We start from the raw sequence: 18219 nt of genomic DNA, 5'->3' as shown, positions 1-18219 counted from the left end.
TTTATTAGTTTTTATACTTATTATAGTTTTAAAACAATAGCACTTGACTCCTGTTAACATAACAAATAAAATAAAATTGTTGAGTTGTGTAAACGTTATCAATATCAAAATACAATCAGGAGGTTTTGCAATGAAACAAGAAAAACAACAGCGTTTTTCCATTCGTAAATACGCGTTAGGAGCAGCTTCTGTTCTAATTGGATTTGCTTTCCAAGCACAAGCTGTTGCAGCCGATGGAGTTACTACTACTACAGAAAACCAACCATCCATCCATACGGTTTCTGATTCCCCTCAATCATCCGAAAATCGGACTGAGGAAACACCTAAAGCAGAGCTTCAACCAGAAGCTCCAAAAACTGTAGAAGCAGAAACTCCATCTACTGATAAGGTAGCTAGTCTTTCAAAAACAGGAGAAAAATCACAAGAGGAAGAAGGCTTCACTCCTAGTGATAAAGAAAAAGTGCTAACTTCTGCTACTGCTGAAAAAGAAATTTCTGATAAAAAGTCAGAGGAAGTTACTCCTAAAAAGGAAGAGCTAGAAGAGGCTGATTCCAAAGAGTCTAACATAGACAAGACTGATCAACCAGAAGCTGACAAGGATAAGCCATCTGAAAAAGATAATACGAAAACAAAGACTGATAAACTTAAAACAGAGGCAGGAAAGGAACGCTCTGCAACTCAAAATGAAAAATTAGCTAAACGAAAAATTGTTTCAATTGACGCCGGACGTAAATATTTCTCACCTGAGCAGCTCAAAGAAATCATCGATAAGGCCAAAGAATATGGTTATACAGACCTCCATCTCTTAGTAGGTAACGATGGGCTCCGTTTCATGTTGGATGATATGTCTATGAAAGTGGGCGATAAAACCTACTCAAGTGATGATGTCAAACGTGCTATTGAAAATGGAACAAACGCTTATTACAATGATCCAAATGGTAACCATCTCACTGAAAGTCAGATGACAGATTTGATCAATTATGCCAAAGACAAGGGTATTGGAGTGATTCCAACTGTCAATAGTCCTGGACATATGGATGCCATTCTCAATGCCATGAAAGAACTGGGTATTGAAAATCCTAACTTCGATTATTTTGGTAAAAAATCTGAACGAACTGTTGACTTAAATAATAAACAAGCAGTCGATTTTACTAAAACTCTGATTGACAAATACGCTAACTACTTCTCTAATAAGTCTGAAATCTTCAATATTGGACTAGATGAATATGCTAATGATGCAACAAATGCTAAAGGTTGGAGCGTGCTTCAAGCGGATAAATATTATCCAAATGAAGGTTACCCTGAAAAAGGATATGAGAAATTCATCTCTTACGCCAATGACCTTGCTCGTATTGTAAAATCACACGGTCTCAAACCAATGGCATTTAATGATGGTATCTACTACAATAGCGACACAAGCTTTGGTAGTTTTGACAAAGACATCATCGTTTCCATGTGGACTGGTGGTTGGGGTGGCTACGATGTTGCTTCTTCTAAACTACTGGCTGAAAAGGGCCACCAAATCCTTAATACCAACGATGCTTGGTACTACGTCCTCGGACGAAATGCTGACGGCCAAGGTTGGTACAATCTCGATCAGGGGCTCAATGGTATTAAAAATACACCAATCACTTCTGTTCCAAAAACAGAAGGAGCTGATGTCCCATTCATCGGTGGTATGGTAGCCGCTTGGGCTGATACACCATCTGCACGTTATTCCCCATCTCGCCTCTTCAAACTCATGCGTCATTTTGCAAATGCCAATGCTGAATACTTCGCTGCAGACTACCAGTCTGCTGAACAAGCACTAAACGAGGTACCAAAAGACCTGAACCGTTATACTGCAGAAAGCGTTAATGCGGTCAAAGAAGCTGAAAAAGCAATCCGTTCACTTGATAGCAACCTCAGTCGTGCTCAGCAAGACACAATTGACCAAGCGATCGCAAAACTTCAGGAAGCTGTTAGTCAGCTAATCTTCACCCCAGAAGCTCAAAAAGAAGAAGATGCTAAACGCGAACTTGAAAAACTTAATAAGAATAAAGTCATTTCCATCGATGCAGGTCGCAAATACTTCTCTCTAGATCAACTCAAACGTATCGTAGATAAGGCTAGCGAACTCGGCTACTCTGATGCCCATCTCCTTCTAGGAAATGATGGCCTTCGTTTCCTACTCGATGATATGACCATTACTGCCAACGGAAAAACCTATGCTAGTGATGACGTTAAAAAAGCTATTATCGAAGGAACTAAAGCTTACTACGACGATCCAAACGGTACTGCGTTGACACAGGCAGAAGTGACAGAGCTTGTTCAATACGCTAAGGAAAAAGGTATTGGTCTAATTCCCGCTATCAATAGTCCTGGACATATGGATGCCATGCTGGTTGCTATGGAAAAACTTGGCATCAAGAATCCTCAAGCCAACTTTGATAAGGTCTCAAAAACAACCATGGATCTTGAAAATCAAGAAGCCCTTAACTTTACCAAAGCCCTTATCGGTAAGTACATGGATTACTTTGCTGATAAATCAAAGATTTTCAACTATGGTACAGATGAATATGCCAATGATGCGACCAACGCCCAAGGTTGGTACTACCTCAAATGGTATGGCCTCTATAACAAGTTCGCAGACTATTCTAACAGTCTAGCTGCTATGGCTAAGGAAAGAGGGCTACAACCAATGGCCTTCAACGATGGTTTCTATTACGAAGACAAGGATGATGTTCAGTTTGACAAAGATGTCTTGATTTCTTACTGGTCTAAAGGATGGTGGGGCTACAATCTTGCATCACCTCAATACCTCGCAAGCAAGGGCTATAAGTTCTTGAATACCAACGGTGACTGGTACTATGTTATAGGAAATCACAAACAAGATGAAGCCTACCCTCTTTCAAAAGCAGTTGAAAATTCTGGTAAAGTTCCATTCAATCAACTTGCTTCTACTAAATATCCTGAGGTAGACCTTCCAACAGTTGGTAGTATGCTTTCAATCTGGGCAGATAGACCAAGCGCTGAGTACAAGGAAGAGGAAATCTTTGAACTCATGACTGCCTTTGCAGACCACAACAAAGACTACTTCCGTGCTAATTATAATGCGCTTCGTGAAGCAGTGGCTAAAATTCCTACAAACTTAGACGGATACAGCGCAGAAAGCCTAGCAGCCCTCAAGACCGCAAAAGACGGACTCAATCTTAACATCAACCGCAGCAAACAAGCTGAACTAGACGCACTAGTAGATAAACTAAAGACTGCCCTTAAAGGTCTGAAACCAGCTGCCACTCACTTAGGAAGCCTAGATGAAAATGAACTGGCTGCTAACGTTGAAAACCGACCAGAACTTCTTGTGAAGACAGAAGAAATCCCGTTTGAAGTTATCAAGAAAGACAATCCAAATCTCCCAGCTGGACAAGAAAAAGTTGTCAAAGCTGGAGTTCTAGGTGAACGTACTTCTTACATCTCTGTTCTTACAGAAAATGGGAAATCAACAGAAACCGTTCTTGATAGCCAGGTAACCAAAGAAGCTGTGAACCAAGTTGTCGAAGTTGGTGCTCCTGTAACTCACAAGGGTGATGAAAGTGGTCTTGCACCAACTAGTGATGCAAAACCTAGACTAGATATCCAAGAGGAAGCAATTCCATTTACAACCATCACTCGTGAAACTGATCAATTGCCTAAAGGACAATCCCGTGTCGTAACAGAAGGTGTAAACGGTCGTATAAGTCATTTCTATTCTGTAACTACGGCTGCAGACGGAACTGAAGTTAGAACATTGGTTACCAGTGTCGTAGCGCAGGAAGCTGTTACACAAGTAGTCGAAGTCGGAACTCTGGTAACACATGTAGGCGATGAAAACGGACAAGCAGCTTTCAAAGAAGAAAAACCAGCACTAGAGATTCCAAATGTGCCAGCTCCAGCAACTCTTCCTGTTGAGGAAAACAAAGCTCTTCCTCAAGGCCCAGCTTCTGTAGCAAAAGAAAATAAACTTCCTGAAACAGGAAGTCACCATTCTGCAGGACTAGTAGTCGCAGGACTCATGGCCACACTAGCAGCCTACGGACTCACTAAAAGAAAAGAAGACTAGGTGTTTTCGATAAAAAATAAACAGCGAGATTGAAGCTCGCTGTTTATTGTTTAATTAATCACCAAGTCCAAGACGTTCAAAGATATCATCCACTCGTTTAGTGTAATAAAGAGGGTTGAAAATCTCGTCGATTTCCTCTTGAGTGAGGCGTGATGTTACTTCTGGATCTGCTTCAAGAAGTGGTTTAAAGTCGACTTGATTGTCCCAAGAGTAGGCTGTTTTTGGTTGAACAAGGTCGTAAGCTTGCTCACGAGTCATCCCTTTTTCAATCAAGGTCAACATAGCACGTTGGCTAAAAATCAAACCAAATGTCGAGTTCATGTTGCGGATCATGTTTTCTGGGAAGACCGTCAAGTTCTTGACGATATTTCCAAAACGGTTGAGCATGTAGTCAATCAAGATGGTCGTATCTGGTGTGATGATGCGCTCAGCTGATGAGTGAGAGATGTCACGTTCGTGCCAGAGAGCCACGTTCTCATAGGCTGTAATCATGTGACCACGGATAACACGCGCAAGACCTGTCATGTTTTCAGAACCGATAGGGTTGCGTTTGTGAGGCATTGCAGATGAACCTTTTTGCCCTTTAGCAAAGAATTCTTCTACTTCGCGTTGTTCTGATTTTTGCAGACCACGAATCTCAGTCGCCATACGCTCGATAGAAGTCGCAATGCTAGCAAGAACCGCAAAGTACTCAGCGTGAAGGTCACGAGGAAGGACCTGTGTAGAGATTTCTTGAGCACGAATACCCAATTTGTCGCAGACATATTCCTCTACAAATGGTGGGATGTTGGCAAAGTTCCCAACCGCACCCGAAATCTTACCAGCTTCAACACCAGCAGCCGCATGCTCGAAACGCTCGATGTTGCGCTTCATTTCACTGTACCAAGTCGCCAATTTAAGACCAAAAGTTGTCGGCTCAGCATGCACACCGTGGGTACGACCCATCATGATGGTGAACTTGTGCTCCTTAGCCTTGTCAGCGATGATGTTGGTGAAGTTTTCAAGGTCACGGCGGATGATGTCGTTGGCCTGCTTGTAAAGGTAACCGTAGGCCGTATCCACCACGTCAGTAGAAGTCAAACCATAGTGGACCCACTTACGCTCTTCACCAAGAGTCTCAGAAACCGCACGTGTGAAGGCCACCACATCGTGACGAGTCTCCTGCTCAATCTCCAAAATACGGTCGATGTCAAAGTCTGCTTTCTCACGAATCAAAGCCACATCTTCCTTAGGGATTTCCCCCAACTCAGCCCATGCCTCGTCAGCCAAGATTTCCACCTCAAGCCAAGCACGGTATTTATTTTCTTCACTCCAAATGTTCGCCATTTCAGGGCGAGAGTAACGGTTGATCATGTTGTTAATTTTTCCTTTCTTTTTAAAAAATTTACAAATATTATCTACTTCTATTCAAAAGCTCTTTAGCTTTCTCTAATCTCAATTGCCAACTTGCTTTTTTATCCTCTTGTGAACTCCTTAAGATTGCTTCTTCTAAAATTAAAATCTCATCTGCATATTGTTTCAAACTACGAAAAGCTTTTGAATATTCATTATATAAGGCTGGTGCGTCATATCCTAAAGATCGAGCTCTATCATATAAAGCTATAGCCTGCTCTATTTCACCTTGTTTTCTTAGTTTTTGACCTTTCTGAAACAAAGGAAACCCTTGGTCAAACGCCTTATCAAAATCATTCAAATTCTTAATTTTCTCAATTGGAATTCTATTATATGAACTACGTAAAGAATTAAAACTATACGACAACTCCTCATGATTTGGTAAACTTAATTGTTGTAAATATTTCCATACATCCATTAAATGATAACATGGGATTTTACAACCAATTCTTTCCTATGCATTTTTCATATTTACTTCATAATTGACAACAGAATCATCAGATAGATAAATCCAAGAAGTAACTGATTTAGCAAAGCGAGTTTTCAATATAGTTGAATTAATTTGTTTTAACCATCTTTGGACATCTGATAAATATTTATTGAATTCTCCCCCATAAACTATTGTAGCCTCTTGTTGTGAAATACTTCCTTCAACAAAATACACTTTTTGTAGCATAGCTAGTTCAACTTCATCAAAAGGCCTGTACTTTGTTTTAAAATAATGTTCATCAATTTCGCTTGCAAATAGTACAGGCGATGTCTCAAATTTATAAGTAGGCGTTGACAAAGCAGGTCCATATCCATTATCACGTTTAATATCAAACGGTATAATTCTATTTGTTAATCTATGCGTTGTTTCATTTAAGATTCTTTTGATTTCTATAGACTCGTAGTCAAGAACCTCTTCTTCTGGTGAATTATCTTTTAGAATTTCTATAACTGTCTCGTACTGAGCTCTTATTTTCTCTGCTTCGTACGCTCTATCGTGTTTGCTGTATGCTCTATCGCCTTTTCCTTTACCAATATAGAATATTTCTCCAGTATCCTTGATTTTCCACGCATAGACATAATAATCGTTATTCAAAGAAGTTAGCGGATTTTTTCTGTTCGTTTCTTCAATTTGGATATTATTTCTATACAATAGAGAAGAATTTTTTGACTCACAAGTAAAACAAATACCTTCTTGATTGACTCTTAAGAAAAATCCTTTTTTCCCACAAATTAAACACTTAGTCATTATTTTTCTCACTCAATATCCTCTCTCCTAATCCAAAAAGATGAAGAGTTTCTAATGTATTCAAATCCGTATCCATAGATATATTATAGATTTCTAAATAATTTCCGAATATTCAGGTATCGAAACTTGTATTCATCGAACTATTCCAATAAACGAGCTAAAGATTCCCTAGTTATTTCTACTCCTTCCCATAAACACGAATTCCATCAATTCTCCAAAATCTCTAAATTCATCAAAAGTACGTTCATCGTTTTCTGGAAAATATAAATTATTTAATCTATAATAATTTTTAACTTTTTCAATATCGTTAGAGAATTTATTTTTTACGGCCTTATAATACTGTTTAGATTCCTCTATATTACTTGATGTAAGAACGTTATTATTTTCATAATATTTTTTTGCTTGTTCGAAATTAGAATATAGTTTGCCCGATTCATTTTTATCTGTTCTACTGTCAGTAACTTTGTCAAGTAATAGATCATAAACATTATCGAACTTCCACAATTGAATACTCACTGTAAATTGGGTTGCAGAAACAGGAACTCCTCTCTTAATATAGTATTCCTCAGCTTCCTCCTGATTAGGATAATATAGTTGGAGAAGTTTACTTTTCTCATTCTCTAACCAATTCAAAGCAGTCAATTTATTAAAAGTTTTAATAATTGATAAACAATATCTATTTGCAATTTGTAAATTAGCTTCACTATCATACAAATACTTTAAAGCCTTATATCTTATAATTGGAGGCAACAGCGAAAAATCACGCATAACCTGAGTGGGAGATAATAAATTCATAGGATACTTCAAAAAATAATCAATAAACAGATAAGCATATAAATCAAATAAGCCATCTTTTACTTGATTGAGTTCATCATTAGAAAACTCTTCGGTATGTTGAGTATGTGTTCCATCGTTACCTAATGGACGTATCTTCTCAATTGAAACTTTTAAATATATTCTCCTATTTTCGGAAAGTTTCTTAAATTGTTCCATATGCTCAGCTTTCCCTAATGTAAAATGAGTATCACTTCCAATATTTAATATTTTTCTAACTATAACTTCTGAGAATTGCCTAATCCCTTTTATTTTCCCTCTTTTTGTCAGTCCTATATAAAAAGTATCGTGAATTAAATCACCAATCATTTGTTCATATTCAAGGATATTAAAATTTACCATATCGCCCCACTAAAATTCTTCTTTCCCAATAAATACAGATGGATAGTAATCTAGTGTACTCAAATCCATATCTCATATCTAAAGGTACATTTTAAATAACTGAATAGTTTTTTAGACTCTGAACTACTAGTTCATCATATTTAGCTTATACCTTTTCATAGTCTACACTTGAACATAAGACCTCTAAGACAACTCTAATCTTCTCTTCCTCAACAAAAGAATTGACAATGATTTGCTTCGTAATAATTGTTCAATTTGTTAGACAATCTTTGCTTTTTATAAATTTACCATTTTGCAAACCGCTCCTCATCTCTATCCCATTCCCATTGATAATAATCTAATAAGGCACTTTCATCAGGGTCATCATGATCTAGGTCAATAATACCACTATCAATTAAATCTATTTCCCTTACTTCTGCTTCCTTAACTATTCTATCGAAATCGTCCAAGTCAGAATTTATCATAATATTTTTTAAATCAGTCACTTGCTTCGAAGAAAAGTTAATTGTTACATGAATAAGAATATCCTCTTTAGTGAAATCACCTTCTACATAATGATAAGTTTCACCCTCCAGTCCAGAAGAAACATTAAAATATCCATATATATTAACACTAACAATAAGTTCTACAGAGAAGCCTCCATTGTCGTCCTCATCAAAAGAATTAATTTCCACCGAAATTATTTCTTTGTCTGTAACATCTATTACATAATCATATGAAACGTATCCTTTTGTTACATCTGAATTCCAAATAATATCATCGCACGATATAATATGCTTCTCATTTTCCCCAACAAATCTCAAAACTTGATCTGAGACCATCGACTCTATTTCAGCTATATTTTGGAACAAATAATTGTACAAAGATTCTTGGTTATTATAACTCTCTAGAAAGCTAACAAATAAATCAAATGGAATGAATCTTATCCTCTTGCCAGTTAATTCATTGAATTCTTGAACCAATTCCTTTCTAGCTTCATATGATACCAAATCATAATCTTTTTTCGGTATCTCCCACCAATCTTCTTTTAAATCCGAGGTAATAAACAGTGCATTCTTTTCTTTATTCAAAATATCTTTTATTATCTCTGCCCAAATAAAGTAATCGCCCAGATATCTTATAAGTTCTTCCGGCTTCTTTTGACCATGACTCTTTTTTTAAAGCTTCTTTTTTTAAACCATGATATTTATCCTTCATATCCATATAACCCGGAGGAAAATGATGTTTAGCTCTAGTATAACCCTCGTTCATCAATTTTATTTGCTCCACCATCGATATTGCCGGAAGTAAGTTGTCTGATAACATTAAAAAATTATCCATAAGCTCTGAAACTTTATCTATTTTTTCCACGTTTTCAGATATTTCTAGTTTTTTGATAAAATCATTAAGTATTGATAACTTTTCGATCGAATCATCCTGCAACTTCACAAATGTATCTAAATCAGTTGAATCACTATTTGAAAGAAGATCAGAAATTTGGGTTAAACTCTGATTTACCTTGTCAAAAATATTTTTCTGGAATTTTTTTGTATTTTTAATTAATTCATTTTTTAAATGAATTTTAGCACTTGATACATTTCTATTATATTCTTTTTGTACAGTCGAAGGAATTCGGATATCATTGTTAACATTTCGAATATTCTCATCAAAATACTCAACTAATTCTTTTTGTTTTCGATACAAAGAGAGTAAAGCGCTAGTATCAAAATAAAAATTGAAATCTTGATCTATTATATCTTCTTTAAATTCATAGTATTCCATACGATTCTCTCCTAAAATCCTACAACCTCATCCGGCGCATCACTAAACAAAGTCACATGCCCCATCTTGCGGTTGTGCTTCGCCTCTATTTTACCATACATGTGGAGGTGGGCGCTTGGATTTTCTGTGACATATTTTTCAGCAACCTCGACGTGTTGGCCGAGGACATTGAGCATGACAGCTGTCGCATGTAGTTTGATGTCTGGCAATGGTGCTCCCAGAACGCCTAAAATGTGGGTATCAAATTGAGAGAAATCACAGGCTTCAATCGAGTAGTGACCAGAATTGTGTGGACGTGGCGCAATTTCATTGACAATGATGTCATCAGCAGTCGCAAACATTTCCACACAAAGTGTTCCAGACAAGTTCAGTTGTTCTGCGATTCGCACTGCCATGGCTTTGGCCTTGTCTGCTAAACTCTCAGAAATTCGAGCTGGAACAATGGTCTTAGATAGAATGTTGTTACGGTGGACATTTTCCTGAACTGGGAAAACCGTCACGTCCTTACCATTACCAGACACGATGACAGAAATCTCAAGGTCAAAGTTGACAAATTCCTCTAAAACGCAGGCTGCTGAGTCAGCTAACGCATAGGCTTCTTCCAAGTCTGCTTCCGAGCGAATGACCTTTTGTCCATGCCCATCATAGCCACCTGTAGCAGTCTTGAGGACATAGTTTTTCAACAGGTCCATATCTGCCAAGTCTTGGCTTGAGGTCACAACCTTGTAAGGTGCTACAGTGACTTGGGCCTTGTTTGAGAGAAAGTCCTTTTCAAAAATCCGATTTTGGGAGATGCGAAGCAGGTCGGTTCCTTGAGGGAGCTGCCCATCCTTGATGACAGCATCCAAACCGTCAGCATCGACATTTTCAAACTCATAGGTAAGGACATCGCAACGCTCAGCCAACTGACGGAGGGCATCCACATCATTATAAGGAGCCACGATGATTTCCGCTACACGAGAGGCTGGACAATCCGCCGCTGGATCCAGCGCGATAATCTTGTGCCCCATGTAAATAGCAGAAATGGCCATCATCTGTCCCAGCTGACCACCACCGATAATTCCGATTGTTTTAGATGAGCTCATTTGTCGACTCCTCTGCGATTTTTCCTTGTTCTTCTGCGAAATCTGCCAAAGCTGTCGCGATAGCCTGATCCTCTACTGAAAGAAGACGGAGGGCAAAGAGAGCCGCATTTGTCGCACCAGCTTCACCGATAGCCATTGTCGCAACAGGCACACCACCCGGCATCTGAACGATAGAATAGAGCGAGTCCACGCCACTAAGAGCACGTGATTTAACAGGTACGCCGATGACAGGAAGGGTTGTTTTGGCAGCTACCATTCCTGGCAAATGGGCTGCGCCTCCAGCACCTGCAATAATGACCTTGATCCCACGGCTACGTGCTTCTTCAGCATGCTTGAACATGAGGTCTGGTGTACGGTGGGCAGAAACAACTTTCTTTTCGTAAAGAACTCCGAAACGGTCTAGGACTTCGGATGTTTTTTGCATGGTTGCCCAGTCGGATTTGGAGCCCATGATGATGGAAATTACTGGTTTAGTCATAATTTTTCCTTTTCTTCTTTTTTCAATCACCTTAAGTTGTGAGGGACGGCAGCAGCCACCAAAGGTGTCTCATGCCTAAATCGGAAGCCCAAGGTCTTCCAATTTCCCTGAACGATTGGATTATCATCCAATCGTTCTTTGACAACGGCGGTGATTGTTCTATATTAGCTCGCTAACGCTCGCAAGTTATGCGACCATTATCGTATTTGGCGACTTCGTCGCGTTATTCTTATATCTTTACTTAATTGCCTTACTTCCGATATCGGTTCGGTAAAAGAGGCCTTCTGTGTTTTGTTGGGCGAGTTCACTGTAAATAATGTTTTGTCCGTCTTCGACGGTATCTGCGGTGGTGACGAGCATATAGACACGTCCACCGTTTGAGAGCAGTTCTCTGCTATTTTCCGCAAACTTAGCACCTGCATAGTAGGTGATAATGTCGCCATCGGTTTTAGCTGGCAACTTGACACCTTTTTCATATTCTAGCGGGTAACCGTTGGATGCGACAACCACACCCAGAGTCACACCCTTGTCCGTCCAAGTAATAGCTGGTTCTTTACCTTCCAAAATATCAGTAATATTTTGTGCAAAATCAGAGGTCAGACGAGGCAAGATAATCTGAGTTTCTGGATCTCCAAAGCGAGCATTAAACTCGATGACCTTAGGTCCATCCGCTGTCAAGATAAGCCCTGCGTAAAGGACACCAAGATACGGACGGCCTTCTTTGATCATTCCTTCAAGGACTGGTTTGATAATAGTGTCAATCGCTGTGACAACTACGCTCTGTGGTAAGTGAGGAACTGGTGCATAAGCTCCCATACCGCCTGTGTTAGGTCCCTTATCGCCATTATAAGCACGTTTGTGGTCCTGAGCTGTTGGCATGATGTAGAACTTATCACCATTGACAAAGGCAAAGAGTGAAAATTCCTCTCCTTCAAGGAATTCCTCAATAACCACACGCGCACCTGAGTCACCAAATTTATTGTCCAAAAGCATCTCGTGAGCGGCTTCGACCGCTTGCTCAACCGTCTCAGCAACGACGACACCCTTCCCAAGCGCCAAGCCATCCGCCTTGACGACGATAGGCGCACCCTGCTTTTCGATATAGGCCTTGGCTTCCTCGAAATCTGAGAATGTGCCATAGGTTGCTGTCGGAACGCCGTATTTGACCATGATTTCCTTGGCAAAATCCTTGGACCACTCCAGCTCTGCTGCCAATCTTGTCGGACCAAAGGCTTTGAGACCAGCTGCATGGAAATCATCTACGATACCAGCCGCAAGGGCGTCATCTGGCCCTATAAAGGTCCAAGTAATATCGTTGGCTTTTGCAAACTCAATCAATTTAGAATGTTCGGAAATATAGATATTTACCAATTCCAAACTATCAAGAGTCATACCGTCATTCCCAGGAGCTACAAAGACTTTTTCAACGTCTTTTGATTCAAGTAACTTTTTAGCAATCGCATGCTCACGACCACCCGAACCGACAACAAGCAGTTTCATTTCTCAACCTCTTTTGCGAATTATTTACTAATATTATAACATAAACGTTCGTTTTAATCTCGTTTCGTTCTGCCTTTTAATCAAAAAAAGGAAAGAAACTGTTCTCTTCCCTTTAACGTTCTTAATGTCTAAAATGTCTCACGCCTGTAAAGACCATAGTCAAGCCATATTTATCTGCTGCTTCGATAGACTCTTGGTCACGAACTGAGCCCCCTGGCTGGATGATGGCTTTAATACCTGCTTTGGCGATTTCTTCCACATTATCCGCAAATGGGAAGAAGGCATCCGAAGCAAGCACAGCGCCGTCCAGACGGTCTTTAGCTTGGTCAATAGCGATGCGAACAGAAGCCACACGGTTAGTCTGACCTGGACCAACACCCAGTGTCATGTGGTCGTTGGTTACAATGATTCCGTTTGATTTGACGTATTTAATAGCCTTCCAAGCAAACTCGAGGGCGGTTGCTTCTGTCTCTGTTGGTTGGCGTTTGGTCACCACTTGCCAGTCAGCTGGGCTTTCCTTGACCACGTCTTGGTTTTGCACCAGAAGTCCACCTACTACGCCTGTGTATTCTGCTTCCACTTCGCTAGCGTCTTGTGCGTCAAATGGCAAGGCAAGGATACGCAAGTTTTTCTTTTTGTTGGTCAAAATGGCTAGCGCTTCATCCGTATAGCTTGGTGCGATAATGATTTCAAGGAAAACGCCGTGCATCTTCTCAGCTGTCGCAGCATCCACCTCATGGTTGAGAACAACGATACCACCAAAGATAGACACTGGGTCAGACTCATAAGCGTAGTCCCAAGCAGTCTCAATGTCATCAGCCTGACCGATACCGCATGGATTCATGTGTTTGAGAGCCACAACGGTTGGACGGTCTTTGAAGTCACGGATGATACGAATGGCAGCATCCGCATCACGGATATTGTTAAAGGATAATTCCTTACCGTTGAGCTGTTTGGCTGATGCAATTGAGTAGTCTGTTGGCAAAGCCTTTTGATAGAAGTCTGCATCCTGCTGAGGATTTTCCCCATAGCGCATGGCTTCCTTGAGGTCATAAGTCAAGGTCAGCTTTTCAGGTTTGCTTTCCCCCACTTGAGTAGTGAAATACTCTGCAATCAAGGCATCATAAGCCGCTGTGTGACGGAAAACTTTGGCTGCCAAACGTTGACGCGTTTCGTAAGTCGTTTCACCATTGGCTGACAACTCTCCCAAAACCACTGTATAGTCAGCAGGGTCTACCACAACTGTCACGCTGGCGTGGTTCTTCGCTGCTGAGCGAAGCATAGATGGCCCACCGATATCGATATTTTCAACTGCGTCAGCGTACGTCACATCTGGTTTGAGGATGGTTTCCTTAAATGGGTAAAGATTGACCACTACAAGGTCGATAAGCTCAATTTGGTTCTCCTTGGCTGCTTCCAAGTGACTATCCAAATCACGACGAGCAAGGAGCCCACCATGGATATTTGGGTGAAGGGTCTTGACACGACCGTCCATCATCTCTGGAAAACCAGTCACATCACCAATCGCAATGGTGTCTACCCCAGCATTATCAAGGGCAACCTTTGTCCCACCTGTCGAGATAATATCCCAACCAAGTTTTTTAAGTTCTTGGGCAAATTCAACAATGCCCGCTTTGTATGAGACGCTGATTAAGGCGCGTTTAGTCATGTTTTTTCCTTTCATTTTCAAACTCTCTACCTACGAATTTTTCGATTCATAAAGTATAGGGAGACGATTACCAAGACTCCCAAAATTACTGTCAGTAAAAATCTCCCCAATAAGGAATCTCTGGGAAGAAAAAATTTACTAGTAAACGTAGAATGATTGCCAAGGTAATCAAGGCAAGTGTTTCCAACCATTTTTTCATTTACTTGTCCAACAATTCTCTAATGACCTCTGGATACAACTTGTACTCTGCCTCATGAATCCGAGTTTCAAAACTCTCTATGGTATCATCAGCCAGCCGCGGCACACGAACTTGTTTGATGATCTTACCAGTGTCCACACCCGATACCTCCGTTTGAAGCCGTCTTCAACAAATACTGACTCCAATTTAAAATCAAAGATATCATATGAATCATCAATGGCACTGGTGCTCACCCCAGCATTATCAAGGGCAACCTTGGTCCCACCCGTCGAGATAATCTCCCAACCAAGTTTTTTGAGTTCTTGGGCAAATTCAACAATGCCCACTTTGTCTGAGACGCTGATTAAAGCGCGTTTAGTCATCTTTTTTCCTTTCATTTTCAAACTCTCTACCTACGCATTTTTCGATTCATAAAGTGTAGGGAGACGATTACCAAGACTCCCAAAATTACTGTCAGTAAAAATCTCCCCCAATAAGGAATCTCTGGGAAGAAAAAATTTACTAGTAAACGTAGAATAATTGCCAAGGTAATCAAGGCAAGTGTTTCCAACCATTTTTTCATTTACTTGTCCAACAATTCTCTAATGACCTCTGGATACAACTTGTACTCCGCCTCATGAATCCGAGTTTCAAAATTGTCAATGGTATCATCAGCTAGTCGCAGTACACGTACTTGTTTGATAACCTTGCCTGTATCCACTCCAGAGTCCACCCAGTGAATGGTAACACCACTCTCAGCAACACCAGCATTCCAAGCATCCTCAATCCCATGAGCTCCTGGAAATTCTGGCAGGTAGGCTGGGTGAATGTTGATAATTCGTCCTTCATAAGCCGCCAATAAGGTTGGCCCAACGATTTTCATGTAGCCTGCTAGACAAACCAAGTCAATCTGGTGTTCTTCCAAGAGTTCGACAAGGGCCGCTTCGTAGTCTGCCTTGCTCTCAAACTCCTTGAGTTCAAAAGCATAGGACAGAACGCCGAGCTTGTCTGCACGCTCGAGTACATAGGCATCACGATTGTCTGAAAAGACAAACTCCACTGGAAATTCTTCGGCAATCATCTGAAAATTTGAGCCATTACCAGAAGCAAAAACCGCTATTTTTTTCATTTGATAATGACACTTTCGTTTTCTTTCTTGACGATGCGACCAATTTCATAAACTGGTTCATCCAACAATTCCTTGACATGACTTACATTTTCAGGGCTAACTGCCAGCATAAGCCCCACACCCATATTGAAGATTTCAAACATTTCTTCGTGTTTGATCTGACCGTATTTTTCAAGGGCTTTGAAAATTGGAAGCACTGGAACCTTGTCTTCCTCAATCTCAGCTGCTAAATCAGCTGCAAACATACGAGGGACATTCTCAATAAAGCCACCACCTGTGATATGGGCAATGCCGTTGACCAAGCCTTCCTTGATGAGGGGCAAGACAGCCTTGACATAGATACGAGTCGGCTCAAGCAAAACTTCCTTGAGTTTCTTGCCTTCCAATTCTGGCAGGACTTCCTCACCTGTGTAGTCCGCAAAGACACGACGGACGAGGGAGTAACCATTGGAATGAATCCCACTTGAAGCAAGTCCGAGAAGAACATCTCCCTCTGCCACCTTTGAACCGTCAATGATTTGAGATTTTTCAGCCACCCCGACCGCAAAACCAGCCAAATCATAGTCATCTTCGCCGTACATGCCAGGCATTTCAGCCGTTTCCCCACCAATGAGGGCAGCGCCTGCCTGCACACAGCCTTCTGCAACACCAGCAACCACTTGTTCTAGCTTAGCTGGTTCATTCTTGCCAGTTGCGACGTAGTCAAGGAAATAGAGGGGCTCCGCACCTGCAGCGATGATATCATTGACACACATGGCCACACAGTCCTGACCAATAGTATCGTGCTTGTCGTATTTGATAGCCAACATGAGCTTGGTTCCGACACCGTCAGTTCCTGAAATCAAGACGGGTTCTTTAACCCCAGTCTTTGAAAGGTCAAACATACCACCAAAACCGCCCAGCGCTCCCATGACACCTGCACGCTCCGTACGAGCCACGTGCTTTTTGATTCGTTCAACAACTTCATAACCCGCTTCAACATCCACACCCGATTGGGCGTACGCATTTTTTGTCATTTATTTATTCCTTTTCTTTTATGGAGAATCTCAGTAACTCACTTGTAAAAACTTGTCTTTTCTTCCAAACTTCTACGATAGTCTTCTTCGTAGTCGTAGAGAGGTGTTGGGTAGTCACCGTCAAAGTAAGCGACACAGAGACCACCATTTGGCGCATCTGTTTCAATCCCAATCGAATCAATCAAACCTTCAACAGAGAGGTAAGTCAGGCTGTCAGCTCCAATGATCTGACGCGTTTCTTCGACCGTATGATTGGCTGCAATCAACTCCTGACGGGTTTGGATATCAATCCCATAGAAACATGGATAAGCTAGCGCTGGACTACCAATGGCAACGTGAACTTCAGTTGCACCCGCTTCTTTCAAGAGCTGAACGATACGACGAGAGGTTGTTCCACGTACAATAGAGTCATCAATCATAACCACACGCTTGCCTTTTACAACACCAGAAACAGCAGACAGTTTCATACGCACCCCTTGCTCCCGCAATTCTTGAGTCGGTTGGATAAAGGTACGTTGGGTGTATTGGTTCTTGATAAGACCCATTTCATTTGGCAAACCAGATTCTTCCGCAAATCCCATAGCCGCGCTGAGGGAAGAATTGGGCACACCGACCACGATATCCGCCTCATGCTTGAATTCACGCGCTAGTTGAGCCCCCATTCTCTTACGTGCCGTATGGACATTGACACCGTGGATATTAGAATCAGGGCGGGCAAAATAGATATACTCCATAGAACAGATTGCTAACTGGGTATCGTCTGTATAGCTATCATACTGGATGCCCTTGTCATCAATAATCACAATCTCACCTGGTTTCAAATCACGAATCCACTCGGCACCAATGACTTCAAAAGCGCAAGTTTCAGAGGAAACAACCACCGCTCCATTAGCCATTTTCCCGATAGAAAGTGGACGGAAACCATTTGGGTCAAGAGCCGCAATCAACTTATCCTCAAACAGCAAGATATAAGCAAAACCACCTTTGACAAGGCTGAGCGCTTCCTTGATTTTTCCCATCAAGTTCGGATTGTGACTGCGACGAATGAGGTGAGCCAAGATTTCAGAGTCCGAAGTCGCACTGAAAATGGCTCCTCTATCTTCCAATTCTTTCTTGAGAGAGGCCGCATTGGTCAGATTCCCATTATGAGCCAAGCCAAACTGCATATCGTGAAAACGGAAGAGGAAAGGCTGAATGTTATCTACAGAAGCTTCGCCAGCAGTCGCATAACGCACGTGACCAATCGCACCAGTTCCTGTCAATTTATCCAAATTAGCAGGATTTCTGAACACTTCTGATAAAAGCCCCATGTCACGATGGCGCTTCAATTGCCCCTGATCATTGGAGAGGATTCCTGCCCCCTCCTGACCACGGTGTTGAAGACTGTGGAGACCAAAATAGGTCAATTTAGCAGCATCTGGATGTCCCCAGATACCGAAAACACCACATTCTTCATTAAGAGATTTTACTTCGTATGTCATTTTTTATACCTAATTTTCATTTGCAATCGTCAAGAG

At 41.1% G+C, this 18219-nt stretch carries 16 protein-coding genes and 3 pseudogenes; 1 reads left to right on the top strand and 18 read right to left on the bottom strand.

All coding sequences use genetic code 11. The features are described 5' to 3' along the window. Positions 1 to 130: 130 nt before the first annotated feature. Positions 131 to 4081, top strand: a complete 3951-nt coding sequence (strH, locus tag FJR73_RS07615; RefSeq protein ID WP_140834234.1) for an LPXTG-anchored beta-N-acetylhexosaminidase StrH — start codon at positions 131 to 133, stop codon at positions 4079 to 4081. Between the two features lie 54 nt (positions 4082 to 4135). Here strH and purB read toward each other — a convergent pair whose 3' ends face one another. From purB to purF, 18 genes and pseudogenes are all read right to left on the bottom strand, one after another. Continuing rightward, positions 4136 to 5434, bottom strand: a complete 1299-nt coding sequence (purB, locus tag FJR73_RS07610) for an adenylosuccinate lyase (RefSeq protein WP_140834232.1) — start codon at positions 5432 to 5434, stop codon at positions 4136 to 4138. A gap of 40 nt (positions 5435 to 5474) precedes the next feature. After that, positions 5475 to 5891, bottom strand: a complete 417-nt coding sequence (locus FJR73_RS07605; RefSeq protein WP_140834230.1) for a hypothetical protein — start codon at positions 5889 to 5891, stop codon at positions 5475 to 5477. Positions 5892 to 5927: 36 nt separating this feature from the next. Then, positions 5928 to 6710 (bottom strand): GIY-YIG nuclease family protein, encoded by a 783-nt coding sequence (locus FJR73_RS07600; RefSeq protein WP_140834228.1) that lies wholly within the window; start codon positions 6708 to 6710, stop codon positions 5928 to 5930. A 168-nt stretch (positions 6711 to 6878) separates the two neighbouring features. Continuing rightward, entirely contained in the window at positions 6879 to 7886 is a 1008-nt protein-coding gene (locus tag FJR73_RS07595) for a hypothetical protein (RefSeq protein WP_140834226.1), read from the bottom strand. Positions 7887 to 7895: 9 nt separating this feature from the next. Next, positions 7896 to 8130, bottom strand: a pseudogene (locus FJR73_RS07590) (phosphoribosylaminoimidazole carboxylase). Positions 8131 to 8170: 40 nt separating this feature from the next. Further along, positions 8171 to 8968 carry a hypothetical protein gene (locus tag FJR73_RS07585; RefSeq protein ID WP_235888726.1) on the bottom strand — a complete coding sequence of 266 codons (798 nt, stop codon included), beginning with the start codon at positions 8966 to 8968 and terminating at the stop codon, positions 8171 to 8173. Further along, positions 8949 to 9647: a PIN-like domain-containing protein gene (locus FJR73_RS07580; protein WP_140834222.1), complete on the bottom strand. Its 699-nt coding sequence runs from the start codon at positions 9645 to 9647 to the stop codon at positions 8949 to 8951. The genes FJR73_RS07585 and FJR73_RS07580 overlap by 20 nt, the downstream gene beginning before the upstream one ends. An 11-nt stretch (positions 9648 to 9658) precedes the next feature. Continuing rightward, positions 9659 to 10732 carry a 5-(carboxyamino)imidazole ribonucleotide synthase gene (purK, locus tag FJR73_RS07575; RefSeq protein ID WP_140834220.1) on the bottom strand — a complete coding sequence of 358 codons (1074 nt, stop codon included), beginning with the start codon at positions 10730 to 10732 and terminating at the stop codon, positions 9659 to 9661. After that, positions 10719 to 11210: a 5-(carboxyamino)imidazole ribonucleotide mutase gene (gene purE / locus FJR73_RS07570; RefSeq protein ID WP_140834218.1), complete on the bottom strand. Its 492-nt coding sequence runs from the start codon at positions 11208 to 11210 to the stop codon at positions 10719 to 10721. The genes purK and purE overlap by 14 nt, the downstream gene beginning before the upstream one ends. A gap of 26 nt (positions 11211 to 11236) precedes the next feature. Further along, entirely contained in the window at positions 11237 to 11365 is a 129-nt protein-coding gene (locus FJR73_RS10450) for a phosphoribosylaminoimidazole carboxylase (protein ID WP_140834259.1), read from the bottom strand. A gap of 82 nt (positions 11366 to 11447) precedes the next feature. Further along, on the bottom strand, positions 11448 to 12710 hold the full coding sequence (gene purD, locus FJR73_RS07560; protein WP_140834217.1) for a phosphoribosylamine--glycine ligase: 1263 nt from the start codon (positions 12708 to 12710) through the stop codon (positions 11448 to 11450). Between the two features lie 121 nt (positions 12711 to 12831). Further along, positions 12832 to 14379, bottom strand: a complete 1548-nt coding sequence (gene purH, locus FJR73_RS07555; RefSeq protein ID WP_140834216.1) for a bifunctional phosphoribosylaminoimidazolecarboxamide formyltransferase/IMP cyclohydrolase — start codon at positions 14377 to 14379, stop codon at positions 12832 to 12834. 199 nt (positions 14380 to 14578) lie between these two features. Further along, positions 14579 to 14722: pseudogene (locus FJR73_RS07550) on the bottom strand (formyltransferase family protein); the annotation flags it as partial. Between the two features lie 65 nt (positions 14723 to 14787). Continuing rightward, positions 14788 to 14940 (bottom strand): annotated as a pseudogene (locus FJR73_RS07545) (bifunctional phosphoribosylaminoimidazolecarboxamide formyltransferase/IMP cyclohydrolase PurH); the annotation flags it as partial. Between the two features lie 26 nt (positions 14941 to 14966). After that, entirely contained in the window at positions 14967 to 15140 is a 174-nt protein-coding gene (locus FJR73_RS10175; RefSeq protein ID WP_181146625.1) for a hypothetical protein, read from the bottom strand. Further along, entirely contained in the window at positions 15141 to 15686 is a 546-nt protein-coding gene (purN, locus tag FJR73_RS07540) for a phosphoribosylglycinamide formyltransferase (RefSeq protein WP_140834213.1), read from the bottom strand. Further along, entirely contained in the window at positions 15683 to 16702 is a 1020-nt protein-coding gene (gene purM, locus FJR73_RS07535) for a phosphoribosylformylglycinamidine cyclo-ligase (protein ID WP_140834212.1), read from the bottom strand. Before purM ends, purN begins: the two co-directional genes overlap by 4 nt. A gap of 38 nt (positions 16703 to 16740) precedes the next feature. Further along, entirely contained in the window at positions 16741 to 18183 is a 1443-nt protein-coding gene (gene purF / locus FJR73_RS07530; protein WP_140834211.1) for an amidophosphoribosyltransferase, read from the bottom strand. Positions 18184 to 18219: the final 36 nt, after the last annotated feature.

It is taken from the genome of Streptococcus sp. D2 (assembly GCF_006385825.1).
In the GTDB taxonomy this organism is placed as follows: domain Bacteria; phylum Bacillota; class Bacilli; order Lactobacillales; family Streptococcaceae; genus Streptococcus; species Streptococcus shenyangsis.
This window is presented reverse-complemented; position numbering and strand designations above follow the sequence as displayed.